The sequence below is a fragment of the Sphingomonas sp. LT1P40 genome, assembly GCF_036663835.1.
Classification (GTDB): Bacteria; Pseudomonadota; Alphaproteobacteria; order Sphingomonadales; family Sphingomonadaceae; genus Sphingomonas.
Window position 1 is genome coordinate 312599 of record NZ_JAXOJT010000002.1, and the last position, 26148, is coordinate 338746.

The window sequence follows — 26148 nt, forward strand, 5'->3', positions numbered from 1 at the left end:
TTACCCGAACAGCAATACGATCCGGCGCACCAGATATTTGTGATATTCGCGCAGCAACATGGTGAAGCGCGGATTGGTACGCACCCCGTCGCCGACAATCTCGACATCGCTTCCCAATGCGTAGCTCAGTTCCAGCTTCGCGCGCGGCATGTGCCAGTCGGCGGTGACCAGCCGCACCGATTTATAGTTTTTTTCGCGGACCCACGCCGCCGTCTCGTCGGCGTTGGAGCGCGTATCGACCGCCTCATGCCCCAGGTCGATGCAACAGCGGAACAGCCGCGGCGGCGCTTTGTACTCCACCGCCAGTTCGATCGGGCGCACCGTCGGGTCGGTGCCGGTGATGAGCATGCGTTTTGCCGCTTTCGCCTGCACCAGCGCGATGCCGCGATCGATCCGCCCCGGCCCGCCGGTCGGCACGACGATCGCATCGGTCTTTACCCCCGTATCGACTGGTTTGCCGAGCGACAGCATGAACAGCGCGAAACCAAGCGCCCAGGCCAGCGCGAGCAACGCGGAGACGCGCCGGATCACAGCGTCTGCCCCAGGGTCCGCTGCACCGCCGTGCGCGCGGCAAACATCGCCATCAACGCGAAGGCGAGCGGCGTCGCGGCGAGAATCCCCCAGTCGGTCTGCGTCAGCGCGACGCCGCTCAACAATTCCGAGCCCAAAGCCGCCGCCTGCCGCCCGAGCAGCCAGATCGCCCCCAGCGCGACGATCGTGCCGAGCGCCCCGCCCAGAAACGTGTCGAGCGCGATGCGGCGCTGAAACAGCCGCGCGACCTGCGTATCGGTCGAGCCGAGAATGTGCAGCACGGCGATCGTATCGCGGTGCATGTCGAGGCCCGCGCGCGCGGCAAGCAGCACCACGGCGGCGGTCGCGGTCGCCATCAGCAGCACCAGCGCAGCGGCGAACCAAGTCATCGTCGATAGGAACCCGGCGACCGGGGTCAGCCATTGCGCATGACGATCAACGCGGGCCGCGGGCGCGATGGCGCGCGCGGCGGCCGTCGCGCGATCGACCACCGCCGCGTCGCCCGAATCGAGATCGACGTCGATCATCGCCGGCATCGGCAATTCGCTGTCCAGCCCGGCGTCGCCCAGCCACGGTTCGAGCAGTTCGGCGAGGCGTGCGCGATCGACTTCGGCAACGCGCCGCACGCCCGGTGTCCCCCGCAGCGATTCGACGATGGCCCTGGCCGCCGCATCGCGCTTGGCGGCATCGGCCTCGACCAGCTGAATCGTCAGCCGCCCCGCCAGCTGTCGATCGAGCGTGCGGCTGGCCCCCGCCATGCCGAGGCCGAGCGCACCTGCCAGCACCGTCAGGAACAGCATGATCGCCATGATCCACAGCATCGTGCGCGGACGGCGCGCATCGTCGAGCAAGCGGCGTTCGGGCTTGTCGCGGCGGAACCAGCTCATGCGGGCGCGCCGCCCGGCGGATAACGCAGCGCGCCGGTGGGATCGTTCAGTCGCCCCTTTTCGATCCGCATCATGCGCGCGTCGGGAATGCGGTTGAGCAAATGGAAGTCGTGCGTCGCGACAACGACGGTGGTGCCGAGCCGGTTGAGCGAATCGAACAGATGGAGCAGCCGTTCGGCCATTTCGGGATCGACGTTGCCGGTCGGCTCATCCGCCACCAGCACTTCGGGCCGGGTGATGACCGCGCGGGCGATGGCGATGCGCTGTTGCTCGCCGCCCGACAGCGTCGGCGGCTTGGCGCGCCCACGATCGGTCAGGCCAACCCAGGCCAGCATCTCGCGCACCGGCGCCTCGATCTCGCTTTCGGGCATGCCGGAGACGCGCAGGGGAAGCGCGATATTGTCATAGGCCGACAAATGCGGGAGCAGCCGGAAATCCTGGAACACCACGCCGATGCGGCGGCGAAAACCGGGCAGGCGTTTGCGGGGCAGCGCGCCCGCATCCTCGCCGAACAGCCGAACGATCCCGCGCGTCGGGCGCTGGGCGAGATAAAGCAATTTGAGCAAAGACGTCTTGCCCGCGCCCGATGCGCCGGTGAGGAAATAGAAGGACCCCGCGCTCAGCGTGAAGCTGATATCGCTGAGCGTTTCCGCTCCGGTCCCGTAACGCAGGCCGACATTCTCGAACTGAACGATATTGGCCATGTGCCGGCGCGTGGCCGCTCCTGAGTCTTCTGCCCCGCTTAGCCATCGCACAGGCGACGCAGCGCTTGCAATGCGGGAGCGAGAAGTGTTTAGATTCGGGATTGGCAATCCTTGTGTCCGTGCCAAGCAAGATGTGTCGCCATGATCCTTGAATGTCCCGAATGCCGCACCCGCTATCTGGTCCCCGACACCGCGATCGGTGGCGAAGGGCGGACCGTGCGCTGTGCGAGTTGCCGCCATAGCTGGCATCAGGAACCGGCAGGCGGGCCGATCGCAAAGCCCGCCGCCGATGTGATCCGCGCGGATGCCTATGCGCCGACGCCACCTGTGGCAAAGGCAGAGGCTTCGGCAAGCCACGACTATGATCCGTTCGCACATGAGCCGCCGTTCAAACCGCGCAAGAATCCCGAAAAGCGCTGGACTGCCGCTGCAGTGATTGCGGGCGTGTCGATGCTGCTCGGCGCGGGCGCGATCCTGTACAGCGGCGCGCCGGGGCTGGCGGCGCAGCTGGGGCTGCCGATCGGCGACGTGCGCACGCCGCTGATCTTCACGGCACAGTCGGTGCAGCGCAAGCCGCGACTGAACGGCGGCGAATTGTTCGTGGTGAGCGGGCAGGTCATGAACCCGACCAAGGAGACGCAACGCGTCCCCAACATCCTGGCCGAGCTGCGCGATGGCAACAACTCGATTGTCTATAACTGGACGATCACGCCCGAGCCGCGCTCATTGCCGCCCGGTGGCAGCCTTGAGTTCAACAGCGGCAAGCTCGACGTGCCGCCGACCGGCAAAAGCATCCAGTTCAGCTTTTCGGGCGAAGCCCCAGAATAGCTAAGCGGCGAGTAATGAACAAAAGCCGCCCGCCATTGAGCAGAGCGGCGGCGACCATGCCGGTGGCGGAGGCCGCGACCAGCCCTATCGGCCCCCATCCGGCATGCACCGTCCATAGCCCGATCGCGCCGGTCAGCAGGAAGAAGGCGAGGATGCCGTTGATCCCCGCCGCTACCTGATCGCCGAGCGATCGCAGCGCGTAGACGAACACCACCTGCAACCCATCAAACAGGATGAACGGTGCCCAGAAGGGCAGCATCGCCACCGCCAGCGCCACGACTGCGGCGTTGGCCGGGAACACGCCGACCACCAGCGCGGGGACGAGGATCAGCCCGATTGCCAGCACGCCCAGGATCGCGGCCGCCAGCCCGGCGGCAATAGCGGTGCGTGGTCCGGCGGCGGCGGGATCGCCCTCCCCCACCGCATTGCCCACGCGCACCCCCGCCGCCGAGCCGAGGCCGAGTGCAAAGGCGAAGGTGACGTTATGGACCGAGAACACGATCTGAAATGCATGCGTCGCGGTCTCGCCTAACTGCGTCGACAGCGCGATCAGGATCGAGAACCCGGCCAGCTCAAGGCCCGAGGCGATCGCCGGGACCGCTCCGAACGCCAGCAGCGCGCCGACGCCCGTCCACATTGGCCGGGTCCCGAAATCGCGCCAGTCGCGCACCCCGCGTTCCCGCGCACGGGGCAAAGTCAGCGCGGCCACGACCATCGCCACTGCGCCGATCACCAGCGCGATGACGGTGGCAGTTGCCGCCCCGACTGCACCCATCACCGGTAGACCAAACTGCCCCGTCGCCAGCACCCAGGCGAGCAGCGCGTTGATCGGCAGGATCGACAAATTAACCGCCATCACCCGGCGCGGGCGGCTGACCCCTTCGAGAAAGAAGCTGGCGGCGACGATCAGCAGCTGAAACGGATAACCGATCGCCATGGTCTTTACGACCCGCGCCGCCTCTGGTGCGATGCCGGAATCGACGCCGACGCCGAGCAGCATCGGCAATGCGAAGAGGAACAGGATGCCGCCGCTGACGAGGCCAAGGATCAGGCCCAGCACCAGCCCCTGCCGTAGTACCGCGCCGGTCGCGGGCAAATCCTTCGCCCCATCAGCCCGCGAAGCGAACACCAGCACGCCAGTCAGCCAGCCCAGCGCCACGACAATACCGATAAAGGTCAGCGTGCGGCTTGCCCCCAGTGCGGCAACCTCATGCGTGCTGACCAGTCCGACGACGATCACGTCGGTGACGTGCAGGATCGTCCAGTTGAGTCCCGTCAGCACGACCGGCCATGCCAGCGCGAGAATGCGGCGCATCTCGGCGCGGGTGTCGGCGGGAAACTGCATGGGGCGCTGGCCTTAGACGGACGCCGTGACAGAAGAAAGCTGCGGATGGTTGTTGCGCCCCCCCAAGTGCTTTGCTAGGGGCCGCGCCTTACCAGCCGCCGGGTCAGCCCGCCGGTCAGATATCCGTGCGGCCATGGCGGAATTGGTAGACGCGCAACGTTGAGGTCGTTGTGGGCGAAAGCCCGTGGAAGTTCGAGTCTTCTTGGCCGCACCAATCATCCAGACAATCGGGAGATACGGGCCTTCGGGCCTGTGACGCTGGCGGGCGGTGTGTAACCGTTTACCGCCCGTCAGCGTCGATCTATAGCGAAGCGGGCCATCGGAGCCTTACGCAGGGGATGGACGATGGAGCACGACAACCCGCCGATCAGCCGCATCATCATCGTCGGTGGCGGCACCGCCGGGTGGATGACGGCGGCACTGCTCTCCAAGCTCTTCTTTCGTGGCTATGACATCACGCTGGTCGAATCCGATGAGATCGGTATCATCGGCGTCGGCGAAGCAACGATCCCCGGCATCAAGGATTACAACAAACTCGCCGGCATCGACCTGACCGAGATGATCCGCGCGACCCAGGCGACGTTCAAGCTCGGCATCGAATTCGTCAACTGGCGGGCACAGGGGGCAAGTTACATCCACGGTTTCGGCAAGATCGGCACCGATCTGATGTGGCTGCACCCGCACCAGCTCTGGCTGAAGCTGGCGGCGCAAGGACAGGCCAGGCATTTCGACCATTATGCGCTGAACTGCGTCGCCGCGCGGCAAAACAAATTCTGCTTTCCCGACCCGCGCAATCCCGGATCGCCCATGGGGCATATCGACTATGCCTATCATTTCGACGCCTCGCTTTATGCCCGCTTTCTGCGCACCCGCTCCGAAGTACAGGGTGTCACGCGGATCGAGGGCAAGATCGTCGATGTGAAGCAACGACCCGAGGACGGCTTCGTCGATCACATCGTGCTGGCGGACGGGCGGACCATCGCCGGCGACCTGTTCGTCGATTGCTCGGGGATGCGCGCGCTGCTGCTCGGGCAGACATTGGGCGTGGGTTACGAGGACTGGAGCCAATGGCTGCTGTGCGATCGCGCGCTGGCGGTGCCATGCGAGAGCGTCGCGCCGCTGACGCCCTATACCCGCTCGACCGCGCACGGATCGGGCTGGCAATGGCGCATCCCGCTTCAGCACCGCACCGGCAACGGCCATGTCTATGCCAGCGCACAGATCAGCGACGACGCGGCGGCGGACACGTTGCTCCGCAATCTCGATGGTAAGCCGCTGGCCGATCCGCGCCCGGTCAAGTTCGCGCCGGGCAAACGGCACAAGGCGTGGGACAAGAATGTCGTCGCGATCGGCCTGTCGTCCGGCTTCCTCGAACCGCTCGAATCGACCAGCATCCATCTGATTCAGACCGGGATCCTGCGCCTCGTCGCGCTATTCCCCGGGCGCGGCTTCAACGCTGCCGACACCGCTGAATATAACCGCCAGCACGATTTCGAATTCAACGACGTGCGCGACTTCATCATCGCGCATTACAAGATCACCGAACGCGACGATACGCCGTTCTGGGCCTATGTCCGCAACATGGCGGTGCCCGACAGCCTGGCCGAGCGGCTCGACCTGTTCCGCGCCTCAGCCCGCTTCTTCGTCCACGGCAAGGCCGAGTTGTTCCGCGAAGAAAGCTGGGTTCAGGTGCTGTTGGGACAGGGCATGCACATGAACTACGACCCGATGGTCGACATGATCCCCGACGAAGATGTCGCCGGATTCATGAGGGACATTGAGGAAGTGAATGCCGAGGTCGCGGCCGCCATGCCGGCCCATCAGGCGTTCATCGACCGCCACTGCAAGGCCGGGGTGGTCGCGGCGTAACAGTCAAAAGCTCATCACCCTCACCCTTCGCGCCTGCGGCGCTCTTCCCTCTCCCATTGGGAGAGGGAGGGAGGCGCAAAGCGCCGGAAGGGTGAGGGCGATGGGAAGCTACGCACTCAAAACGGTACGTCGTCGTCCAGATCGTCCGGGAAGCCACCGCCCGCGCCGCCGCCCGCAGGCGGGCTGCTGCGGCCACCGCCACCGCCACCGCCGCCATATCCACCGCCGCCGCCGCCGCGATTGCTCGACTGACCGGCGAAGTCGTCGTTTCCGCCGCCCCCCCATTCGTCACGACCGCCACCGCCGCCGCCACTCGAGCCACCGCCAGCACCGCCGGGGCCATCCAGCATCACCAGCTTGGCGTCGAAACCCTGCAAAACGATCTCGGTCGAGTAACGGTCGCCGCCATCCTTGTCCTGCCATTTGCGGGTTTGCAGCTGGCCCTCAAGATAAACTTTCGACCCCTTGCGCAGATAGCGTTCGGCGACATTGGCCAGCCCTTCGCTGAACAGCTTGACCGTGTGCCATTCGGTGCGCTCCTTCTTCTCGCCCGAATTGCGATCCTTCCAGCTTTCGGAAGTGGCGACGCGCAGTTCGACCACCTTGCCGCCGTTGGAAAAGGACCGCGCTTCGGGATCGCGCCCGAGATTGCCGACCAGAATGACCTTGTTGACGCTGCCCGCCATGTTAACTCCGCTTTCAAATCATTATCGGGGAACAGATGGCGGAAATCATCAACCTGAACAAGGCAAGGAAGCAGCGCACGAAGGCCGCTGACAGCGCAAAGGCTGTGGAGAACCGCGCCAAGTTCGGTCGGACCAAGGCCGAGAAGCAGGCTGAGGCCGCCGAACGCGCCCGCATCGAACGGACACTCGACGACTCGAAGCGCGACTAGAGCCCGAGCGCCCGCGCGCCCCAATAGGTCGCGCCCGCCGCCGCATAGGCCAGCGCAAACAGATAGACGATCATCACCGTCGGCCATTTCCAGCCATTGGTCTCGCGCCGCGCCACTGCGATGGTGGACAGGCATTGCGGCGCGAATACGAACCACGCCAGAAACGCCAGCGCGGTCGGCAGCGACCAGCGCGCCGATAATTGCGTGCCCAGCGCCTCACCCTCGGCATCGGCATCCGCATCGATCGCGTAGACCGTCTGCAACGCCGATACGGCGACTTCGCGCGCCGCCATCGCCGGAATCACCGCCAGGCTCATCTCGTGATTGAACCCGATCGGCGCGAGCACGACTTCGAGGCCCGAGGCGATGCGACCGGCGATCGAATATTCGCTCTGCTTCTGCCCTTCCGGGGCGACCGGATAGGACGACAACAGCCACAGCGCCACGGTCACCCCCATGATGATCGTGCCCGCGCGGCGCAGGAACACCCAGGCGCGCTGCCACAGCCCGATCAGCACGTCGCGCACCGATGGCAACTGATAGCGCGGCAATTCCATCATGAACCCGCCGCTCTGCCCCTTGGTCACCGTCATCCGCAGCACGAACGCCGCCGCCACCGCGCCCAATATACCGAACAGATAAAGCGCAAGCAGCACCAGCCCCTGAAGCCCGACGCCGGGGATCAGGTCGGTCGCCGGAATGAACGCGCCGATGATGACGGCATAGACCGGCAATCGCGCCGAACAGGTCATCAGCGGCGCGATCAGAATCGTCGTCAGCCGCTCCTTCGGATCGTCGATCGAGCGCGTCGCCATGATTCCCGGAATCGCGCAGGCGAACGACGACAATAGCGGGATGAACGAGCGGCCCGACAGGCCCACCCCGGCCATCAGCCGGTCCATCATCAGCGCGGCGCGGACCATGTAACCCGTCGCCTCCAGCAGCAAGATGAACAGGAACAGGATCACGATCTGCGGCAGGAACACCACCACCGATCCAACGCCGTTGATGATCCCCTCGATCAACAGGTCGCGCAGGAAATTCTCGGGCAGATTCGCGGCAGCAGTCTCCGCCAGCCAGCCTTGAAGCCCCTCGATCCAGCCGATCGGTGCTTCCGACCACGCATAGACCGCCTGAAACATCACAAACAGGATCGCCAGCAGCACCAGCGGCCCCGCCACCGGATGCAGCACCACGCGATCAACCGCGCGAGTAAAGGCGCGCCCGGCCGCTTCCTCGATCACCGCGATCGACGCGAGCCGCCGCGCCTCGCGCTGGAAATGCGTGATTTCCGCGTCGATTGCGGCGGGATCGGGCACCGGTGCCTTCGCGCCGGTCAGCACATCGGCAAGTGCGGCGCGCAAATGGTCCAGCCCGCGCTTGCGCACCGCCACTGTCTCGACCACCGGCACGCCCAGCGCGTGCGCCAGGGCGGCGGTGTCAATCTTCAACCCGTCGCGCGTCGCCATGTCGATCATGTTGAGCGCAACCACCATCGGGCGGCCCAACTGCTTCAGCTGAAGCACGAACCGCAGGTGATTCTCGATATTCGCGGCATCGGTCACGACGATCAGCGCGTCGGGCAGGCGTTCGCCATCCTGCTTGCCCAGCACGACATCGCGCGTGACCTGTTCATCCGGGCTCGACGGGTCGAGGCTGTAGGTGCCGGGCAGGTCAACCAGCTCGACTGGCCGCCCGTCATCGAGCGCGAGGCGACCCGAATGGCGTTCGACCGTGACGCCGGGATAATTGCCGACCTTTTGCCGCGCACCGGTCAGCGCGTTGAACAGCGCGGTCTTGCCGGCATTGGGATTGCCGACCAGCGCAACCAGCGGCGATTGATTCATTCCGCTGGGACGGCGATATGGATCGCTTCGGCGACATGGCGGCGCAGTGCCACGGTCATCCGCCCAATGCGGACGGCGGCGGGGCCTCCGAACCAGCCACCGCGCTTGACCAGCTCGATCTCGACCCCCTCGTCCAGCCCGAACTCGCGCAATCGTCGTGCTTCCGATGGAGCAAGCGAAGTCCAGTCGACCGAGGCGACGGTTCCGGGAATGTTGCGCGCCGCACGCGCCAGCGAGTCACTCATAATGCGAGCGATTATCAATTGCTGTTAGGTAAAGCCAGTCCCTTCGTGTCGCTACCCGTTTTCCTACCCGTCAAACTTGCAAAAAAAGGCCGCATCGCGCACCCGCTTGTGCGATGACCGACACCGATCTCCGCGCCGCCGCACTCGTCTCAAAGGCCTGGCCCTATGAAGAGGCGCGCAAGCTGCTCAAGCGCTACCCAAATGGAGCGCCGGACAAGGGGCATATCCTGTTCGAGACCGGCTATGGCCCGTCGGGACTGCCGCATATCGGCACGTTCAACGAAGTGCTGCGCACGACAATGGTGCGCCGCGCGTTCGAGGAATTGTCGGATATCCCGACGCGGTTGATCGCGTTCAGCGACGATATGGACGGGCTGCGCAAGGTGCCGGACAATGTCCCGAACAAGGATATGCTGGCTCAGCATATCGGCATGCCGCTGACGCAGGTACCCGATCCGTTCGGAAGCAACGAGAGCTTCGCCGCAGTCAATAATGCCAAGCTGCGTGGCTTTCTCGACCAGTTCGGTTTCGATTACGAATTCGCGAGTTCGAGCGATTATTACCGGTCGGGCCGGTTCGACGACGGCATCCGGGGTGTGCTGCGCCACTATGACGGAATCATGGAGATCATGCTGGCGACGCTGCGAGCGGAGCGCCGCGCCACCTATTCCCCGGTGCTGCCGATCAGCCCCCGGTCAGGACGGGTGCTTCAAGTACCGATCGAGGTGGTCGACGCGGAGGCCGGGTTGATCGCGTTCGAAGATGAAGGCGGCGATCGGGTGGTGCAGACTGCGCTCGGCGGCCGCTCGAAGCTGCAATGGAAGGTCGACTGGGCGATGCGCTGGGTCGCGCTGGGCGTGGATTACGAGATGGCGGGCAAAGATCTGATCGATTCGGTGATCCAGTCGTCGAAGATCGCCCGCGTGCTCGGCGGTCGCCCGCCCGAGGGGTTCAATTACGAGATGTTTCTCGACGAAAAGGGCGAGAAGATCTCCAAGTCCAAGGGCAATGGCCTGAGTTTGGACCAGTGGCTGACCTATGGCCCGGACGAGAGCCTCGCCTTCTACATCTATCGCGAGCCGAAAAAGGCCAAGGCGCTGCACATGGGCGTGATCCCGCGCGCGGTGGACGATTACTGGCAGTTTCGAGCCAATTATGCGGGCCAGGAGGTTACGCAAAAGCTGGGCAACCCGGTCCACCATATCCATGCCGGTGCGGTGCCGACCGAGACGCTGCCGGTAACGTTCGGGCTGCTGCTCAATCTGGTTGGGGTGATGGGCGAGGCGACAAAAGAACAGGTCTGGGGCTATCTTGCCAATTACGTGCCCGATGCGACGCCGGAAAAGCATCCGGCGCTGGATGCGCTGATCGGTTACGCGCTGGCCTATGGCCGCGACTTTATCGCGCCGACTTTGGTGCGCCGTGCGCCGGTGGGTGCCGAGATTCATGCGTTGCAGAATCTCGACCGCTTGCTCGCTGCGCTGCCCGGCGATGCGAGCGCGGAGGATATCCAGAATATCGTCTATGATATCGGCAAGACTGGCGGGTTCGGGGAACTGCGCGACTGGTTCAAGGCTTTGTATGAGACGCTGCTCGGCTCGTCACAGGGGCCGCGCATGGGCAGCTTTATCGCGCTGTATGGCATCGAAAATTCGCGCAAACTGATCGGCGAGGCGCTGGCCAAGGCCAGTTAAAGGGGACCACATGGCCAATCATCGGGCGCACGGGCCATCGGCGCTGCGTGCTTTCATGCAGAGCGAGGCAGCGGGCGGGATCATCCTGATCGCAGCGGCGGCGCTGGCGATGATCGTCGCCAATATCGAAGGGCTGTCGGACAGCTATTTCCACTTCCTCCACGCCGAGACCGGCCCCGTCATCAGCCCGAAATACGGACCGATGACCGTGCATCTGTGGATCAACGATGCGCTGATGGCGGTCTTCTTCCTGCTCGTCGGGCTGGAGATCAAGCGTGAGTTCGTCGATGGCGAGCTGGCACGATGGGAAGATCGCCGCTTGCCGATCGTCGCGGCAGCGGCGGGGATGGTGGTCCCGGCGGCGATCTATCTGGCGGTAACCGGGGGCGGGCCTCTGACGGCGGGCTGGGCCATCCCGGCGGCAACCGACATCGCCTTTGCCATCGGCGTGCTGGCACTATTGGGCAGCCGCGCACCGGCGTCGCTCAAGCTGTTTCTGACAACGGTGGCGATCGTCGACGACATGGGCGCGGTGGCGATCATCGCGATCGCCTATACTGCCGATCTGTCCACGCTCGCGCTGGCGCTCGCAGCACTGGTGATGGCGACGATGTATGTGCTCAACCGCAGCGGCGTGACGAAGCTGTGGCCGTATCTGCTGCTAGGCGCGGTGCTGTGGTATCTCGTTTTCTTGTCTGGCGTGCATGCCACGATCGCCGGTGTGCTCACGGCGCTGATGATCCCGGTCAAGCTGTCGCCGGGTGCGCCCGATGCCGCCGATTCACCGCTTCACATATTGGAGCACGCGCTGGCACCGTGGGTCGCTTATCTGATCGTGCCGCTGTTCGGCTTCGCCAATGCCGGGGTCAGCCTGGCGGGCATGTCACCCGCGATCCTGCTGGCGCCGTTACCGCTCGGCATCGCGGCGGGACTGTTCCTGGGCAAGCAGATCGGCATTTTCGGCAGCGTATGGATCGCCGACCGCACCGGCTTTGCGTGCAGACCCGGAGGAGCGAACTGGACGCAGATTTACGGTGTGGCGATGCTGGCAGGGATCGGTTTCACGATGAGCCTGTTCATCGGCGGTCTCGCCTTTCCCGGTAACGAAGAACTGGTGGACGAGGTCAAGATCGGTGTGCTGGCCGGCTCGATCCTATCGGCGGTGCTGGGATTTCTGCTGCTGCGTTTCGCTGGGCCGAAAAAAATTATCGTATCGGCGGAACCAAATGACGAGGACGCACGTTCTGTGTCTGCTTGATCGAAAGAAAGAGCGTTTTCGGTCCGAACTCTTGAAGGGAACGGATCGTCAAGGGAGGCCCGCCGCGAAAGCGACGGGCCTTACTTGTTTCTACAGCTTTTCGGTCAGCTCCGGCACGATCTTGAAGAGGTCGCCGACCAGGCCCAAGTCTGCGACCTGGAAGATCGGAGCGTCCTCATCTTTGTTGATCGCGATGATCGTCTTTGAGTCCTTCATCCCCGCCAGATGCTGGATCGCGCCGGAGATGCCGATCGCGATATAGACTTCGGGCGCAACGATCTTGCCGGTTTGACCGACCTGATAGTCATTGGGGACGTACCCCGCATCGACCGCAGCGCGCGATGCGCCGACACCGGCACCCAGCTTGTCGGCCAGCGGTTCGATGATCGACTTGAAATTCTCGCCATTCTGCAGCGCGCGGCCGCCGGAGACGATGATCTTCGCGCTGGTCAGTTCGGGGCGTTCAAGCTTGGCGATTTCGGACCCGGCGAAGGTCGAGAGACCCTGATCGCCCGTCGATGCGACCTTCTCGATCGTGCCCGATCCGCCTTCTGCCGAAGCCTTCTCGAACGCCGTGCCGCGTACCGTCAGCACCTTCTTCGCGTCCTTGCTCTGCACGGTGGCGATGGCGTTGCCGGCGTAAATCGGGCGGGTAAATGTGTCGTCGCTCTCGACCGAAAGGATGTCGCTGACCTGCATCACGTCGAGCAGCGCGGCGACGCGTGGCGCGATGTTCTTGCCGTTGCTGGTGGCGGGCGCGACGAACGCGTCGTGGCTGTCCATCAGCGACACCACTAGCGGCGCGACATTCTCGGCCAGCGCATGGCCGAACGCGGCGTCGTCGGCGACATGGACCTTGCCGACGCCGGCGATCTTCGCGGCCTCGGCAGCGACGCCATCCACGCCTTGCCCTGCTACCAGCAGATGGACTTCACCCAGCTGCGATGCCGCAGTCACTGCGGCGTAGGTGGCATCCTTGACGGCGGCACCGTCATGTTCGACCCAGACGAGCGTCTTCATTTCGCGATTCCCATTGCCTTGAGCTTGGCCACCAGTTCATCGACATCGCCCACTTTCACACCGGCCGTGCGCTTGGCCGGCTCGACGACCTTCAGCGTGGTCAGGCGCGGGGCGACGTCGATGCCGTAATCAGCGGCGGTCTTCTGCGCCATCGGCTTGGACTTCGCCTTCATGATGTTCGGCAGCGACGCATAGCGCGGTTCGTTCAACCGCAGATCGGTGGTGACGATCGCGGGGAGCTTCAGCGTGTCCGTCTCCGCACCGCCATCGACTTCGCGCGTCACGCTGACGCTATCGCCAGATACTTCTACCTTCGACGCGAACGTGCCCTGGCCCCAGCCGGTCAACGCCGCCAGCATCTGGCCGGTCTGGTTGTTGTCGTCGTCGATCGCCTGCTTGCCAAGGATCACCAACCCGGGCTGCTCCTCGTCGCAGATCGCCTTCAACAGCTTGGCCACGCCCAGCGGCTCGACCTTGTCCTCGCTGACCACCAGGATCGCACGATCAGCACCCATCGCCAGCGCGGTGCGCAGCGTCTCCTGCGCCTTCTGCTCGCCGATGGAGACCACGACGATCTCGGTCGCCACGCCCTTTTCGCGTAACCGGATCGCTTCCTCGACCGCGATCTCGTCGAACGGGTTCATGCTCATCTTCACGTTGGCCAGATCGACCCCCGTCCCGTCCGCCTTCACCCGCGGCTTCACATTGTAATCAAGCACTCGCTTGACCGGTACGATGACTTTCATTCCATCCACTCCTGTGGTCCCAACCTCTTCCTGGGGAGGAGAGATCGTGTCCCCGATGATTTAAGCGGCCTGCTTGACCTCGGCCACGATCTTTTTCGCCGCATCGCCGAGGTCGTTCGCTGCCACGATCGGCAGGCCTGAATTGGCGAGGATGTCCTTGCCTTCCTGAACGTTGGTGCCCTCAAGCCGAACGACGAGCGGCACGGAAAGGTTCACTTCCTTCGCCGCCGCGACGATGCCCTCGGCGATGATGTCGCACTTCATGATGCCGCCGAAGATGTTGACGAGGATGCCCTTCACCGCGGGATCGGCGAGAATGATCTTGAACGCCGCCGTCACCTTTTCCTTGTTCGCGCCGCCGCCGACGTCGAGGAAATTAGCCGGGAACATGCCGTTCAGCTTGATGATGTCCATCGTCGCCATCGCCAGGCCCGCGCCGTTGACCATGCAGCCAATATCGCCGTCGAGCTTGATGTAAGCGAGGTCATACTTGCTCGCCTCCAGCTCCATCGCGTCTTCCTCGGTCGTGTCGCGCAGTTCGACCAGATCCTTGTGACGGAACAGGGCGTTGCCGTCGAACGCGACCTTGGCATCGAGCACCAGTAGCTTGCCGTCGTCGGTCACGGCGAGCGGATTGATCTCGATCTGCTCGGCATCGGTGCCGAGGAATGCGTCATAGAGCTTCGATGCGACATTCGCAGCCTGCTTGGCGAGGTCGCCGGTCAGTTCAAGCGCGGCGGCCACGGCGCGGCCATGGTGCGGCATGAAGCCGGTCGCTGCGTCGATGTCGAGCGTCTGGATCTTTTCGGGTGTGTCGTGGGCGACGGTTTCGATGTCCATGCCGCCTTCGGTCGAGACGACCATCGATACGCGACCGGTGGCGCGGTTGACGAGGAGGGCGAGGTAGAACTCTTTCGCAATATCGACGCCATCGGTGACATAGAGGCGGTTCACCTGTTTGCCCGCATCGCCGGTCTGGATCGTCACCAGCGTGTTGCCGAGCATGTCGGTGGCCGCAGCGCGGACCTCATCCTCGCTCTTGGCCAGCCGCACGCCACCCTTGGCATCCGGCCCCAGTTCCTTGAACTTGCCCTTGCCGCGACCGCCGGCATGAATCTGCGCTTTCACGACATAGAGCGGTCCGGGAAGCTTCTTCGATGCCTCGACGGCTTCCTCCACGCTCATCGCGGCAAAACCGGCGGGAACCGGGACGCCGAACTTTGCCAGCAATTCCTTGGCCTGATATTCATGGATGTTCACGGGCAGCCCCTTCGCGTTCGCAGCAATTTGCCGATGCCTTAAGCACAGCCCCTTGAGCGAATCAAACGGCGAAAAGTCACAAAGGTCACGGCGTCGGGCATGTGCTGAGGCCGACCTTGCCCGTCACCAGCACCGCCGCACGCGAAATCCGGCATTTTCAGCCGTTCAACGAACGATACCGGTGGCGCAGAGTGCGCCCGACGTCGAAGCGACCGAAAGAATTTCTGGGTCACCCAGCGCGCGAACGCGGCGAAGGAATTGCGGCAGCGACTCGGCCTGACGCGCCTTGGGCAGATCGGCGATGCGCATCAGCTGGGCAAGCGAGAGGCGATCGACCATCCGTTCCGCCATGCACGCGGCGAGCGGCGGTGAGAGGCCGGCATTGACCAGGCCGGTGCGGAGTTTCGCCTCCGGCACGGCGCAGGCGGAAAGGGTGAGGCCAAGCAACAGCACAATGGGTGTGTTTCGCATGGGGGATCGCTATATCGCCCGCATGAGTCCTGCAATCGGCATCCTGTTGTTCATCGGCACCATCCTGTTCATGGAGGGGTTCGCCTATGTCGCGCATCGCTGGATCATGCATGGGCCGGGCTGGTTCCTGCATAAGAGCCATCATGAGCCGCGCACCGGAAATTGGGAGCTGAACGATCTCTATGCGGTAATCTTTGCCGTGCCGTCGTTCGTGCTGTTGCTGGGCGGCGTGCAACTGGGCTGGTGGCCGGGCTTTGCATGGATCGGCGCGGGGATTGCCGCCTATGGCGCGATCTATTTCGGGTTTCATGACATCATCGTGCACAAGCGGTTGAATCACCGCTATCTTCCCAAGTCGAATTACATGAAGCGGATCATTCAGGCGCACCGGCTGCACCATGTCGTTGCGACGAAAGAGGGCACGGTCAGCTTCGGATTTCTGTGGGCACCCGCGCCAGAGAAGCTGAAGGCACAACTGAACGCGGGCGGCAATGCCGGGGTGCGCGCGCCACGCGGCACGGCCTGAATGCCGATTTTCTGATTACCGACCCGCTCTTTTACGCATTGGCGATCCCGGCAGTCGTCCTGCTCGGGCTGTCGAAGGGCGGGTTTGCGGGCTTGGGTGCATTGTCGCTCCCGCTGGTCGCATTCGCGGCGAACCCGGTGATGGCCGCCGCAATCCTGTTGCCGATCCTGATCGTGCAAGATGTGGTCGGGGTATGGGCGTTCCGGCGATCGGTGGACTGGTATGTGCTGGGGTGGACGCTGACGGGCGCGGTGATCGGCATCGCTCTGGGTTACGGGTTCGCCAGCAGCGTATCTTCGGACGGCGTGCTGGCGGCGGTGGGCGCGATCTCGATGTTGTTCGGGGCCTATCGTTTGTGGCGCGAGCGGCAGGGCCAGCCAAAGCCATCGACCTCACCCGGTTGGGTCGGGGCGCTGTTCGGGCTGGCCTCGGGTTTTACCAGTCAGATCGCGCATGCCGGACAGCCGCCATGGCAGCTATGGGTGCTGCCGCGCCGCTTGCCGCGCGACATATTGGTGGGGACGACTGCGGTCTATTTCGCGCTGGTCAACTGGATCAAGGTTCCGGCCTATGTCGCGCTGGGCCAGTTTACGCAGGCGAATCTGATGACGTCGGCGGTGCTGATGCCGGTGGCGATCCTGTCCACCTTTGCCGGGGTGTGGCTGGTGCGACGCGTGTCCCCGGAGCGATTCTATACCGCTATTTACTGGCTGATGATCTTGGTGGGCGCCGTGCTGGTGTGGAAGGCGGTCGCCTAGTCGAACAGCGACGACACCGAGCTCTCGTCCGCAATGCGGCGCATGGCTTCGGCCAGCAGCGGGGCGATGGTGAGGTGGCGGATATGCTTCGCCTCGCCGACCACTGCATGATTGCCGATCGAGTCGGTGATAATCAGTTCGGTCAGTGCCGAACCATCGACGCGCGCGACCGCGCCACCGGACAGGACGCCGTGCGTGCAATAGGCGACGACCTCCTCGGCCCCCGCTTCCTTCAGCGCGGCGGCGGCGTTGCACAAGGTCCCGGCCGAATCGACGATATCGTCGATCAGAATGCAGAAGCGACCTTCGACATCGCCGATGATGTTCATCACTTCCGATTCGCCCGCTTTCTCGCGGCGTTTGTCGACGATCGCCAGCGGGGCGTTGTCGAGCCGCTTGGCCAGCGCGCGGGCGCGGACAACGCCGCCGACATCGGGCGAGACAACCATCAGATTCTTGCCTGAAAAGCGTGCCTTGATATCCTCGCTCATCACCGGCGCGGCAAAGAGATTGTCGGTGGGGATATCGAAAAAGCCCTGAATCTGTCCGGCGTGGAGATCGACCGAGAGGACGCGGTCGGCCCCGGCCTTGGTAATCAGATTGGCGACCAGTTTCGCCGAAATCGGGGTGCGCGGGCCGGGTTTGCGGTCCTGACGCGCATAGCCGAAATAGGGGAGAACGGCGGTGATGCGGCGGGCCGATGCGCGTTTCAGCGCGTCGATCATGATGAGCATTTCCATCAGGTTGTCGTTCACCGGGAACGACGTCGACTGAAGCACGAACACGTCCTCGCCACGCACATTTTCGAGGATTTCGACGAAGATTTCCTCGTCGGCGAAGCGCCGCACATTCGCCTGAGTCAGCGGGATTTCGAGATAGCCCGCAATCGCCTGGGCAAGCGGCAGGTTGGAATTGCCGGCCATCAGTTTCATTACGGGTCGCTCCCAGGCGCGATTGAAAATGGAACGATCCCCTTAGGAGGCGTAGCCTTCGGGGAAAAGGGGGCGATTCGTTTACTCGCATATGGCTAGGCTGTCCCACCGGGAAACAGCATCAATCAGGACAGTGACGCTGTCCTATCTGGACAGCGATTTTGAAATATAATAACAGGTGGGCGCAACAGGATTTCGTGCGTTGATCGATGACATGGAGCCTCGCACAGTGGAGAGAGCATGACAGCGGACGGTTCGCGCCCCAATTTGCCACCCCTATCGTTGCACGTGCCGGAACCGAAGTTTCGGCCGGGCGACGCGGTGGACTTTGCCGATGTCGATGTGCCACCCGCCGGGGCGCAGCGACGGCCCGATACCGCCGCCGCGCCCGACAGCTTCCACGAACTGGCCTATACGCTGGTGCGCGTGCTGGATGACGAGGGACAGGCGGTTGGCCCGTGGAACCCGCGTCTGACGCCCGACACGTTGCGCACGATCCTGCGCGACATGGCGCTGGTCCGGGCGTTCGACGAAAGGATGTTCCGCGCGCAACGGCAGGGCAAGACCAGCTTCTACATGAAATGTACCGGCGAGGAGGCGGTGGCGATCGCCGCGACGCACGCGCTGGCCAGCGACGACATGTGCTTCCCCAGCTATCGCCAGCAGGGCATCCTTATCGCGCGCGGCTATTCGATGGTTCAGATGATGAACCAGATTTATTCCAACAGCGGCGACGTGCTGCAAGGCAAGCAGCTGCCGATCATGTATTCGTCGCGCGACGACGGCTTCTTCTCGATCTCCGGCAACCTCACCACGCAATATCCGCAAGCCGTCGGCTGGGCGATGGCGAGCGCGGCCAAGGGCGACACGCGCATCGCCGCGACCTGGTGCGGCGAGGGTTCGACGGCGGAGGGCGACTTCCACTCCGCGCTGACCTTTGCGACCGTCTATAAAGCGCCGGTCATCTTCAACATCGTCAACAACCAATGGGCGATTTCGAGTTTTTCAGGGTTCGCCGGGGCGGAGGCGACGACGTTCGCGGCGCGCGCGATCGGTTATGGCATTGCTGGCCTTCGCGTGGACGGCAACGACGCGCTGGCGGTCTATGCCGCGACGTTGTGGGCAGCGGAGCGCGCGCGGACCAATCAGGGGCCGACGCTGATCGAGCATTTCACCTATCGTGCGGAGGGTCATTCGACGTCGGACGATCCGACGCAATATCGCAGCGCGGGCGAGCCGACGGCCTGGCCGCTGGGCGACCCGATCGCACGGCTGAAGGCGCATCTGATCGCGATCGGCGAATGGGATGACGAACGTCACGCAGCGATGGACCGCGAACTCGCCGAGCAAGTGAAAGCCGCGCAGAAGGAAGCCGAGAAGAACGGCATCCTAGGCCACGGCCTGCTCCAGCCACTCGATTCGCTGTTCGACGGCGTGTTCGAGGAGATGCCATGGCATCTGAAGGAGCAACGGCAGCAGATGATCGACGAGGAAACGGCGTCAGGCCGTCCATGGGCGCGCAAATCATGAGCGATGTCATCGACGAAGCGGGTGCCACCACCCGCATGAACATGATTCAAGCAATCAACTCGGCCATGGAAGTGATGATGGCGCGCGACCCCAATGTGGTCGTGATGGGCGAGGATGTCGGGTATTTCGGCGGTGTGTTTCGCGCCACCGCGGGCTTGCAGGAGAAATTCGGCAAAACCCGCGTGTTCGACACGCCGATCACCGAATGCGGCATCATCGGCGTCGCGATCGGCATGGGCGCATACGGCCTGCGCCCGGTGCCGGAGATTCAGTTCGCCGATTACATCTACCCCGCGCTCGACCAATTGGTGAGCGAGGCGGCGCGGCTGCGTTATCGTTCGGCCGGGCAATTCACTGCCCCGTTGACGGTGCGGTCGCCGTTCGGCGGCGGTATCTTTGGCGGCCAGACGCATTCGCAATCGCCCGAGGGCATCTTTACCCACGTCTCCGGCGTGAAAACGGTGATCCCGTCCACGCCTTACGACGCCAAGGGGCTGTTGATCGCGTCGATCGAGGACAATGATCCGACGATCTTCTTCGAGCCCAAGCGCATCTATAACGGCCCGTTCGATGGCCATTGGGATCGCCCGTCGAAGAACTGGTCGGGCCATGAAGGGGGGGCGGTGCCGGAAGGCTATTATCGCATCGAACTGGGCAAGGCAGCGGTGGTGCGGCCGGGCGAGGCGGTGACGATCCTGGCCTACGGCACGATGGTCCATGTTGCGCGCGCGACGATCGAGGACATGGGGATCGACGCCGAGATTATCGACCTGCGCACGCTCGTCCCGCTGGACGTCGAGACGATCGAGGCATCGGTGAAGAAGACCGGACGCTGCCTGGTGGTGCATGAGGCGACGCGCACCGGCGGGTTCGGTGCCGAGCTATCGGCACTGGTGCAGGAACGTTGCTTCTATCATCTGGAAGCCCCGGTCGAGCGCGTCACAGGTTTCGACACACCCTATCCCCATTCGTTGGAATGGGCATATTTCCCCGGTCCCGTCCGTATCGGCGAGGCACTCAAGAAACTCCTGAAGGACTGAACCGCAATGGCTCGTTTCACGTTCAAACTGCCTGATATCGGCGAAGGCATTGCCGAGGCCGAGATCGTCGCTTGGCACGTCAAGGTCGGCGATCGCGTCGAGGAAGATCAGTCTGTCGCGGACATGATGACCGACAAGGCGACGGTCGAGATGGAGTCGCCCGTGTCGGGCGTGGTGGTCGAGCTGGCGGGTGAGGTCGGCGACCAGGTGCCGATCGGTGCCGCGCTGATGGTGGTCGAGGTCGATGGTGAAGCGGGCGAGGCGCCTGCGCCTGTGGCTGAGGCTGCCCCGGTGTCCGAAGCGGTCGAAGAGCAGATCGAAGCGGAGAATCCCGGCGTTGAGGAAGTGGCTGAAGCCGCTCCCCTCCCGCTTGCGGGAGGAACTGGGGGAGAAACTGTCGAGTCCGAACCCGCGCCCGTCACTACGGAAACAGCCCCTCCCCCGACCCCTCTCGCAAGTGGGAGGGGAGAACAAGTTCTAGCTTCCCCCGCTGTCCGCCAGCGGGCGAAGGATCTCGGCGTCGATCTGGCCGAAGTGAAGCACGAGGGCCAGCATATCCGCCACGCCGATCTCGACGCCTTCCTGCGCTATGGCGCGGCGCAGGGCTACAACGCGCCGCACGCCAGCCGTGCGCGCGAGGACGAGGCGGTCAAGGTCATCGGCATGCGCCGCCGCATCGCCGAGAATATGGCGGCGTCGAAGCGCGCGATCCCGCATTTCACCTATGTCGATGAGATCGACGTCACCGCGCTGGAGGCAATGCGCGGCGATCTGAACGCCAATCGCGGGGCACGGCCCAAGCTGACGATGCTGCCGTTCCTGATCGTCGCGATCTGTCGCACCTTGCCCGGTTTCCCGATGCTCAACGCGCGTTATGACGACGAGGCGGGCGTGGTCATCCGCCACGGACGCGTGCATCTGGGTATGGCGACGCAGACCGATGCCGGGCTGATGGTGCCCGTGATCCGCGATGCGCAGGACATGAATGTGTGGCAGCTCGCCAGCGAGATCACCCGCCTCGCCGAGGCGGCGCGCACCGGCAAGGCGAAGGTCGAGGAGCTGTCAGGCTCGACCATTACCATAACCTCGCTCGGCCCGCTGGGCGGCATTGCGACGACGCCGGTCATCAACCGGCCCGAGGTTGCGATCATCGGCCCGAACAAGATTGTCGAACGGCCTGTGTTTGTCGGGGACGATATCGTCCGCGCCAAGCTGATGAACCTGTCGATCAGCTGCGACCACCGCGTCGTCGATGGCTGGGACGCGGCGAGCTATGTCCAGGCGGTGAAGAAGCTGGTCGAAACGCCCGTGCTGCTGTTCGCCGATTAACGGCTCAGTTCCTCGCGCACCATTTCGCGTCCGGCGGTGCGGCGGTCGGTTTCGGAGCGCTGCAATCGACCCAGTTCCTCGGCCGCCCGGACACGGCGGGCGGTGATCGTGCGGAATTTTGCCCAGTCGCCCGCATTGCCAAAGCCGAAATAGCCGCCCGAATTGCTCCAGGTCCGGCGGGCGAGCAGATCGCATTGCTCGCGTGCCGCACGGATCGTCTCGATTTCGTTGGCGAGGATTGCATCGGCCGTCTCGGGGACGACGATCATCCGCACGCCCTCCTTCGCGGACGTCGACAGTTCGGAGGCTGCCACGGCATCGCCCAGTCGGGCGGCGCGCTCGCCGCGGCGGCGGCTGTTCGTTGCCGCGACCTTTTCAAGCCCGCTGATCGATCCGCATTTCTCAAGCACCGCCGGTGCCTGTTGCAATAGATACGGGGCGTTGAGCGCGCCGAGGTTCATGCGGCCGAGCGTCGCGGCATAATCCTTCTGGTCCTTCTCCGCTTCGGCCAGCGCGGCGTGATAGGCGGCCGAGATGGGTCCACGTCCGGCGGCACCACTGGGGAGCAGCGGCGCGCCATCTGGCGCGAACTTCAACTGGGCGAAGGTCATGCCGTCCCCCGATGCGCGCGCGACATAGATGCGGTTGGCGCCGAGCGCGGCCAGCCCGCCCGCCGCCGGCAAAAGGACAAGCGCGGCGGCAATGACGATCCATTGCGGGCGACGCATGCCCACAAGCAGCACGACCAGCCACAGCGCCAGCCCGGTGCCCGCGCCGATCAGCAACAGCGTCGAAATATCCATGCGTGGCAGGATCGCCGGAACCAGCATCGATGCAACGGCCAGCAACAGGCAGCCCCCCAGCGCCGTCAGCAATGGCCACCCCAACAGGGCACTGCGTTCTTCTACGTCTTCGGTCATCGATTCCCCCGGTCCCGTCATCGGGGTAGCAGCCGTCCGCGCAGTTCGGGAAGGCCCAAAATGACCGTTTTCGAGCGGGTTACCCGGACCGCTTATTCAGGCCGCGCGCGCGCTTGGGGATAGGCGCCGAGCACGCGCATCGATTTGGTATGGAACTTCAGTTCGTCGAGCGCGCGGTCGATTGCGGGATCGCCGGGGCGGCCGACGATGTCGCAATAAAATTCGGTCGCGGCGAAGCTGCCGCCGCGCTGATAGCTTTCCAGCTTGGTCATGTTGACGCCGTTGGTGGCGAACCCTCCCAGCGCCTTGTACAAGGCGGCGGGGACGTTCTTCACCTCGAAGATGAAGGTAGTCATGTACAGGCCGTGGTCGCGCAGCGGCGGCGCGCTGCGGGCGAGCACGACGAAGCGGGTCATGTTGTGGTCGGCATCGGCGACGTCATTCTCGAAAATCGTCAACTGATAGAGCGATGCTGCCCCCGGCGGGGCGAGCGCGGCGACGGCGGGGTCGCCCTGTTCGGCGATCACGGCGGCAGCACCGGCGGTGTCGGGATAGGATAGCGGCGCAATCCCCTGCTCGCGCAGCCACAAGCGGCACTGGCCCAGCGCCTGCGGATGGCTCATCGCGTGGCGCACGCTGGCGCGGTCGCCCAGCCCCATCAGCGCATAGCGGATCGGCAGAAAATGCTCGCCGGTGATGACCAGCCCCGATTCGGGCAGCAGGAAGTGGATGTCGGCGACGCGCCCGTGCAGCGAATTTTCGATCGGGATGATCGCGCAATCGGCGCGCCCTTCGCGCACCGCATCGATCGCATCCTCGAAGCTGAAACACGGCAAGGGGAGGCCGGTCGGGAAGGCTTCGAGCGCCGCCATATGCGAATTTGCACCCGGCGCGCCCTGAAACGCGACCGCGCGTTTAGGCTCTGCCAGCGCGGCTTCGGTCATCCGCGCCACGATCGGGCGCGCGGGCGCTGCGAAACTTTCCATTGGCGCGGGCGCTTAGCGCTCAGCGGTTAGGTGAGCAAGCCCGGGTTGCGGTGCGCAAAAGCCCACACTAAAGGAACCGCCAAGATCAAGACGATCAACAACTGGGGCAGACGGGCGCGCAATGGATAATCGCATGAACACGATCGCAGGCTGGGTCCTGTTCGGCTGTGCCTCTGCCCTTGGCCTGTCGATCGCCAGCGGCATGATCTATCATAGCGAAAAGCCCGAAAAGGCCGGCTATCCGGTCGAGAGCGCCGATGGCGGTGGTGAGGATGGCGGCGCAGCGGTCGAGCCGATCGGCGCGCGCATGGCCAAGGCCGATACGGCCAAGGGTCAGGCTTCGTTCGCCAAATGCGCGGCGTGCCATACCATCACCAGCGGCGGCGCGAACGGCGTTGGCCCGAATCTGTGGGCGGCGATGGGCAAGCCGCACGGCCATGTCGCGGGCTTTGCCTATTCGGAAGCGCTGAAGGCCGTTCCCGGCAATTGGGACTTTGCCGCCATGGATGCGTGGCTTGCCAGCCCCCGCAAATATGCGGCGGGCACCAAGATGACCTTTGCCGGCCTGTCCGACCCGCAGGAACGCGCCAACGTCATTGCCTATCTGAACGCACAAGGGTCGAACCTGCCACTGCCGGCGGTCGAGGCCGCACCTGCCGCCGAAGGCGAGGGCAACGCCACCGCTGTCGATGGCAACGCGACCGAGCTGTCGAACGCCGCAACCCCGGCCCCTGGCGCGCCGTCGGTCGATCCGGCTGCCGCCGTTGAGGCCGCGAAGAAGGAGTAGGCCTCGTCACCCCGGCGCAAGCTGGGGTCTGGTGCGGCGTGCGTGCCCGTGAGCTTTCGGCAAAACGCGGGAGACCCCAGCTTTCGCTGGGGAGACGCCTTATTCCGCGCGGTCCTTGTAGAAATTCTGGACGATCTCCCAGCCCTCTTCGGCAGTTTCGCAGAAGTGGAACAGGTTCAGGTCGCGCGGTGAAATCACGCCTTCCTCGACCAGCGCGTCGAAATTGACGACCCGGGTCCAGAAATCCTTGCCGTAAAAGATCACTGGAATCGGTTTGATCTTGCCGGTCTGAATCAGCGTCAGCAGCTCGAACGATTCGTCGAACGTGCCGAACCCACCCGGAAACACTGCAACCGCACGCGCGCGAAGCAGGAAGTGCATCTTCCGCAGCGCGAAATAATGGAACTGGAAGCTCAGCGACGGGGTCACATATTCGTTCGGCGCCTGTTCGTGCGGCAAAACGATGTTGAGACCCACCGATTCGCAGCCCTTGTCCATCGCCCCGCGATTCGCCGCCTCCATGATCGACGGACCACCGCCGGAGCAGACGACGAAGTGGCGCTTGCCGTCGTCATCCAGCGGATAGCAGCTGGCGAGGTGCGAAAGCTCGCGCGCGACATCGTAATATTTCGACTTCTCGATCAGCCGCTGTGCGATCAGCCGCGACTGGTCGTCGGTGGCGAGATCGAGCAGCGCCTGTGCCTTGGCCGGTTCGGGGATGCGCGCTGAGCCATAGATGACGAACATCGACGCGATCTTCGCCTCGTCCATCAGCAATTGCGGTTTCAGCAGTTCGAGCTGGAAACGAACCGGGCGCAAATCCTCACGCAACAGGAAGTCCATATCCTGGAAGGCAAGGCGGTAGGCCGGGTCTTGGGTCTGCGGGGTGCTGACGGCGGTGCGGGCGCTTTCGGCGTCCTGGCTGGCACGCGCGAACACGCGCGAGGGTACGTTGGGATCTGTCATCAACGTCGCTTAAATCAAAACATCACCGGCAGAAAGGGCCGCGCCCCATGTCGAAATGCAGATGGTTGCGGTGTGCCGCGTTATAATCCGGGCTGAGCACCGTGGCGAACCGGCGACAGCCCGAGCGGTGGATGGCGCGGAGGAAGTCGCGGATCTCGTCATCGTCCGAATTCCAGCCGTCGAGCACGGTGATCCGCCGCCCGTCGCGCAGGATGAATGCCGAAACATCGACGGCATTGCCGAGGCCATGTTCGGACACGCGCGCAGCCGAGGCCGCGCTGCCACCCACGATGCCGCGGCACGAATAGGTCCCGAACGTCTCGATCTTAACCAGTTCCCCGCGCAGGATTTCGCGCGCGGCGGGCGCGGCAGCGTTGCGTGCCCAAGCGATGAAGGCGCGGGCGAGCGGGCACCGCATTGCCTTGAGCCCGCTGACCGGCAGGCCGATATCGATCAGCTGCACTGCGCCGATCACCTGACAACCGCCGCCATAATCGCGGTCGGGCAGCGGGCTGAACCGCACCTGTTCGCGCGACAGATCGGCGTAACATTGCTGCGTCTCGCGGCTGGTCGGCAGATTGAGCGTGACTGGGCCGCGGGGATCGGGGCGCACCGGGGCACGCGGCGAGGGGCGGTCGCCGTCGCCGCCGAACAGGCAGCCGGACAGCAGAACGGGTAGGAGTAGGGCGGCGAGGAAGCGCATCGGTTGCCGCTATAAAGCCTGAAACTGAATCCCCCCCTAACCGCTCTTCGCTTGACTTCGAGGGCTTCGCC

27 protein-coding genes and 1 tRNA gene are annotated in these 26148 nt (G+C 64.3%); 12 read left to right on the forward strand and 16 right to left on the reverse strand.

Translation table 11 applies throughout. The features are described 5' to 3' along the window. From U1702_RS12860 to ftsE, 3 genes are read right to left on the reverse strand one after another with little or no spacing between them, the layout of a single operon-like run. A complete protein-coding gene (locus U1702_RS12860; protein WP_332725236.1) occupies positions 1 to 531 on the reverse strand; it encodes a YdcF family protein in 531 nt (176 codons plus the stop codon). Continuing rightward, positions 528 to 1418 carry a cell division protein FtsX gene (locus tag U1702_RS12865; RefSeq protein WP_332725238.1) on the reverse strand — a complete coding sequence of 297 codons (891 nt, stop codon included), beginning with the start codon at positions 1416 to 1418 and terminating at the stop codon, positions 528 to 530. The genes U1702_RS12860 and U1702_RS12865 overlap by 4 nt, the downstream gene beginning before the upstream one ends. Further along, the gene (gene ftsE / locus U1702_RS12870) at positions 1415 to 2122 is read right to left on the reverse strand and encodes a cell division ATP-binding protein FtsE (protein WP_332725240.1); all 708 of its coding nucleotides are present in this window, start codon (positions 2120 to 2122) and stop codon (positions 1415 to 1417) included. Before ftsE ends, U1702_RS12865 begins: the two co-directional genes overlap by 4 nt. A 141-nt stretch (positions 2123 to 2263) precedes the next feature. On the opposite strand from ftsE, the gene U1702_RS12875 reads away from it, so the two are divergent. Continuing rightward, entirely contained in the window at positions 2264 to 2950 is a 687-nt protein-coding gene (locus tag U1702_RS12875; protein WP_332725242.1) for a zinc-ribbon domain-containing protein, read from the forward strand. Here the strand turns inward: U1702_RS12875 and U1702_RS12880 are convergent. Then, positions 2922 to 4295 carry an MATE family efflux transporter gene (locus U1702_RS12880; RefSeq protein ID WP_332725244.1) on the reverse strand — a complete coding sequence of 458 codons (1374 nt, stop codon included), beginning with the start codon at positions 4293 to 4295 and terminating at the stop codon, positions 2922 to 2924. The two genes, U1702_RS12875 and U1702_RS12880, sit on opposite strands and share 29 nt — an antisense overlap. A gap of 127 nt (positions 4296 to 4422) precedes the next feature. Here U1702_RS12880 and U1702_RS12885 point away from each other — a divergent pair. Continuing rightward, positions 4423 to 4509: transfer RNA gene (locus U1702_RS12885), tRNA-Leu, on the forward strand. A 131-nt stretch (positions 4510 to 4640) separates the two neighbouring features. Further along, positions 4641 to 6164, forward strand: a complete 1524-nt coding sequence (locus U1702_RS12890) for a tryptophan halogenase family protein (RefSeq protein WP_332725246.1) — start codon at positions 4641 to 4643, stop codon at positions 6162 to 6164. A 116-nt stretch (positions 6165 to 6280) separates the two neighbouring features. On the opposite strand, the gene ssb is transcribed toward U1702_RS12890, so the two are convergent. Then, positions 6281 to 6850: a single-stranded DNA-binding protein gene (gene ssb, locus U1702_RS12895; protein ID WP_332725248.1), complete on the reverse strand. Its 570-nt coding sequence runs from the start codon at positions 6848 to 6850 to the stop codon at positions 6281 to 6283. Between the two features lie 35 nt (positions 6851 to 6885). Between ssb and U1702_RS12900 the strand changes: the two genes are divergently transcribed. Further along, on the forward strand, positions 6886 to 7059 hold the full coding sequence (locus tag U1702_RS12900) for a DUF4169 family protein (protein ID WP_332725250.1): 174 nt from the start codon (positions 6886 to 6888) through the stop codon (positions 7057 to 7059). On the opposite strand, the gene feoB is transcribed toward U1702_RS12900, so the two are convergent. Together feoB and U1702_RS12910 are read right to left on the reverse strand one after the other, a co-directional pair. Continuing rightward, the gene (gene feoB, locus U1702_RS12905; RefSeq protein ID WP_332725252.1) at positions 7056 to 8906 is read right to left on the reverse strand and encodes a ferrous iron transporter B; all 1851 of its coding nucleotides are present in this window, start codon (positions 8904 to 8906) and stop codon (positions 7056 to 7058) included. The two genes, U1702_RS12900 and feoB, sit on opposite strands and share 4 nt — an antisense overlap. Further along, positions 8903 to 9151, reverse strand: coding sequence for a FeoA family protein (locus U1702_RS12910; protein WP_332725255.1), 249 nt, complete (start codon positions 9149 to 9151; stop codon positions 8903 to 8905). Before U1702_RS12910 ends, feoB begins: the two co-directional genes overlap by 4 nt. 113 nt (positions 9152 to 9264) lie before the next feature. On the opposite strand from U1702_RS12910, the gene U1702_RS12915 reads away from it, so the two are divergent. Together U1702_RS12915 and nhaA are read left to right on the forward strand one after the other, a co-directional pair. Beyond that, positions 9265 to 10845 (forward strand): lysine--tRNA ligase, encoded by a 1581-nt coding sequence (locus tag U1702_RS12915; RefSeq protein ID WP_332725257.1) that lies wholly within the window; start codon positions 9265 to 9267, stop codon positions 10843 to 10845. A 10-nt stretch (positions 10846 to 10855) separates the two neighbouring features. Further along, complete coding sequence (nhaA, locus tag U1702_RS12920) at positions 10856 to 12103, forward strand: Na+/H+ antiporter NhaA (RefSeq protein ID WP_332725259.1); 1248 nt, start codon at positions 10856 to 10858, stop codon at positions 12101 to 12103. A gap of 90 nt (positions 12104 to 12193) precedes the next feature. On the opposite strand, the gene U1702_RS12925 is transcribed toward nhaA, so the two are convergent. The 4 genes from U1702_RS12925 to U1702_RS12940 form a co-directional block, all read right to left on the reverse strand. After that, positions 12194 to 13123 carry an electron transfer flavoprotein subunit alpha/FixB family protein gene (locus tag U1702_RS12925; RefSeq protein ID WP_332725261.1) on the reverse strand — a complete coding sequence of 310 codons (930 nt, stop codon included), beginning with the start codon at positions 13121 to 13123 and terminating at the stop codon, positions 12194 to 12196. Continuing rightward, the gene (locus U1702_RS12930) at positions 13120 to 13869 is read right to left on the reverse strand and encodes an electron transfer flavoprotein subunit beta/FixA family protein (protein WP_332725263.1); all 750 of its coding nucleotides are present in this window, start codon (positions 13867 to 13869) and stop codon (positions 13120 to 13122) included. The genes U1702_RS12925 and U1702_RS12930 overlap by 4 nt, the downstream gene beginning before the upstream one ends. 60 nt (positions 13870 to 13929) lie before the next feature. Then, a complete protein-coding gene (sucC, locus tag U1702_RS12935) occupies positions 13930 to 15129 on the reverse strand; it encodes an ADP-forming succinate--CoA ligase subunit beta (protein WP_332725265.1) in 1200 nt (399 codons plus the stop codon). 165 nt (positions 15130 to 15294) lie between these two features. Beyond that, on the reverse strand, positions 15295 to 15600 hold the full coding sequence (locus U1702_RS12940) for a hypothetical protein (protein WP_332725266.1): 306 nt from the start codon (positions 15598 to 15600) through the stop codon (positions 15295 to 15297). A gap of 22 nt (positions 15601 to 15622) precedes the next feature. Between U1702_RS12940 and U1702_RS12945 the strand changes: the two genes are divergently transcribed. After that, a complete protein-coding gene (locus U1702_RS12945) occupies positions 15623 to 16126 on the forward strand; it encodes a sterol desaturase family protein (RefSeq protein WP_332726385.1) in 504 nt (167 codons plus the stop codon). A gap of 11 nt (positions 16127 to 16137) precedes the next feature. Next, positions 16138 to 16884: a sulfite exporter TauE/SafE family protein gene (locus U1702_RS12950; protein ID WP_332726386.1), complete on the forward strand. Its 747-nt coding sequence runs from the start codon at positions 16138 to 16140 to the stop codon at positions 16882 to 16884. On the opposite strand, the gene U1702_RS12955 is transcribed toward U1702_RS12950, so the two are convergent. After that, positions 16881 to 17816: a ribose-phosphate pyrophosphokinase gene (locus U1702_RS12955; protein ID WP_332725268.1), complete on the reverse strand. Its 936-nt coding sequence runs from the start codon at positions 17814 to 17816 to the stop codon at positions 16881 to 16883. The two genes, U1702_RS12950 and U1702_RS12955, sit on opposite strands and share 4 nt — an antisense overlap. 240 nt (positions 17817 to 18056) lie before the next feature. Here U1702_RS12955 and U1702_RS12960 point away from each other — a divergent pair, with 240 nt between their 5' ends. The 3 genes from U1702_RS12960 to U1702_RS12970 are packed head-to-tail and all read left to right on the forward strand — an operon-like array spanning position 18057 to position 21715. Further along, positions 18057 to 19346 (forward strand): 3-methyl-2-oxobutanoate dehydrogenase (2-methylpropanoyl-transferring) subunit alpha, encoded by a 1290-nt coding sequence (locus U1702_RS12960; protein ID WP_332725270.1) that lies wholly within the window; start codon positions 18057 to 18059, stop codon positions 19344 to 19346. A gap of 35 nt (positions 19347 to 19381) precedes the next feature. Beyond that, positions 19382 to 20386, forward strand: a complete 1005-nt coding sequence (locus U1702_RS12965) for an alpha-ketoacid dehydrogenase subunit beta (protein WP_332726387.1) — start codon at positions 19382 to 19384, stop codon at positions 20384 to 20386. Between the two features lie 6 nt (positions 20387 to 20392). Further along, positions 20393 to 21715, forward strand: a complete 1323-nt coding sequence (locus U1702_RS12970; RefSeq protein WP_332725272.1) for a dihydrolipoamide acetyltransferase family protein — start codon at positions 20393 to 20395, stop codon at positions 21713 to 21715. On the opposite strand, the gene U1702_RS12975 is transcribed toward U1702_RS12970, so the two are convergent. Further along, complete coding sequence (locus U1702_RS12975) at positions 21712 to 22635, reverse strand: hypothetical protein (RefSeq protein ID WP_332725274.1); 924 nt, start codon at positions 22633 to 22635, stop codon at positions 21712 to 21714. The genes U1702_RS12970 and U1702_RS12975 overlap by 4 nt on opposite strands. A 92-nt stretch (positions 22636 to 22727) precedes the next feature. Further along, positions 22728 to 23621: a prephenate dehydratase gene (locus U1702_RS12980; protein ID WP_332725276.1), complete on the reverse strand. Its 894-nt coding sequence runs from the start codon at positions 23619 to 23621 to the stop codon at positions 22728 to 22730. 121 nt (positions 23622 to 23742) lie between these two features. Here U1702_RS12980 and U1702_RS12985 point away from each other — a divergent pair, with 121 nt between their 5' ends. Continuing rightward, complete coding sequence (locus U1702_RS12985) at positions 23743 to 24408, forward strand: c-type cytochrome (protein WP_332725278.1); 666 nt, start codon at positions 23743 to 23745, stop codon at positions 24406 to 24408. A gap of 99 nt (positions 24409 to 24507) precedes the next feature. Here the strand turns inward: U1702_RS12985 and U1702_RS12990 are convergent, their stop codons facing one another. Together U1702_RS12990 and U1702_RS12995 are read right to left on the reverse strand one after the other, a co-directional pair. Continuing rightward, complete coding sequence (locus U1702_RS12990; protein WP_332725280.1) at positions 24508 to 25374, reverse strand: LOG family protein; 867 nt, start codon at positions 25372 to 25374, stop codon at positions 24508 to 24510. Positions 25375 to 25396: 22 nt separating this feature from the next. Beyond that, the gene (locus U1702_RS12995) at positions 25397 to 26077 is read right to left on the reverse strand and encodes an extensin family protein (protein WP_332725283.1); all 681 of its coding nucleotides are present in this window, start codon (positions 26075 to 26077) and stop codon (positions 25397 to 25399) included. Positions 26078 to 26148: the final 71 nt, after the last annotated feature.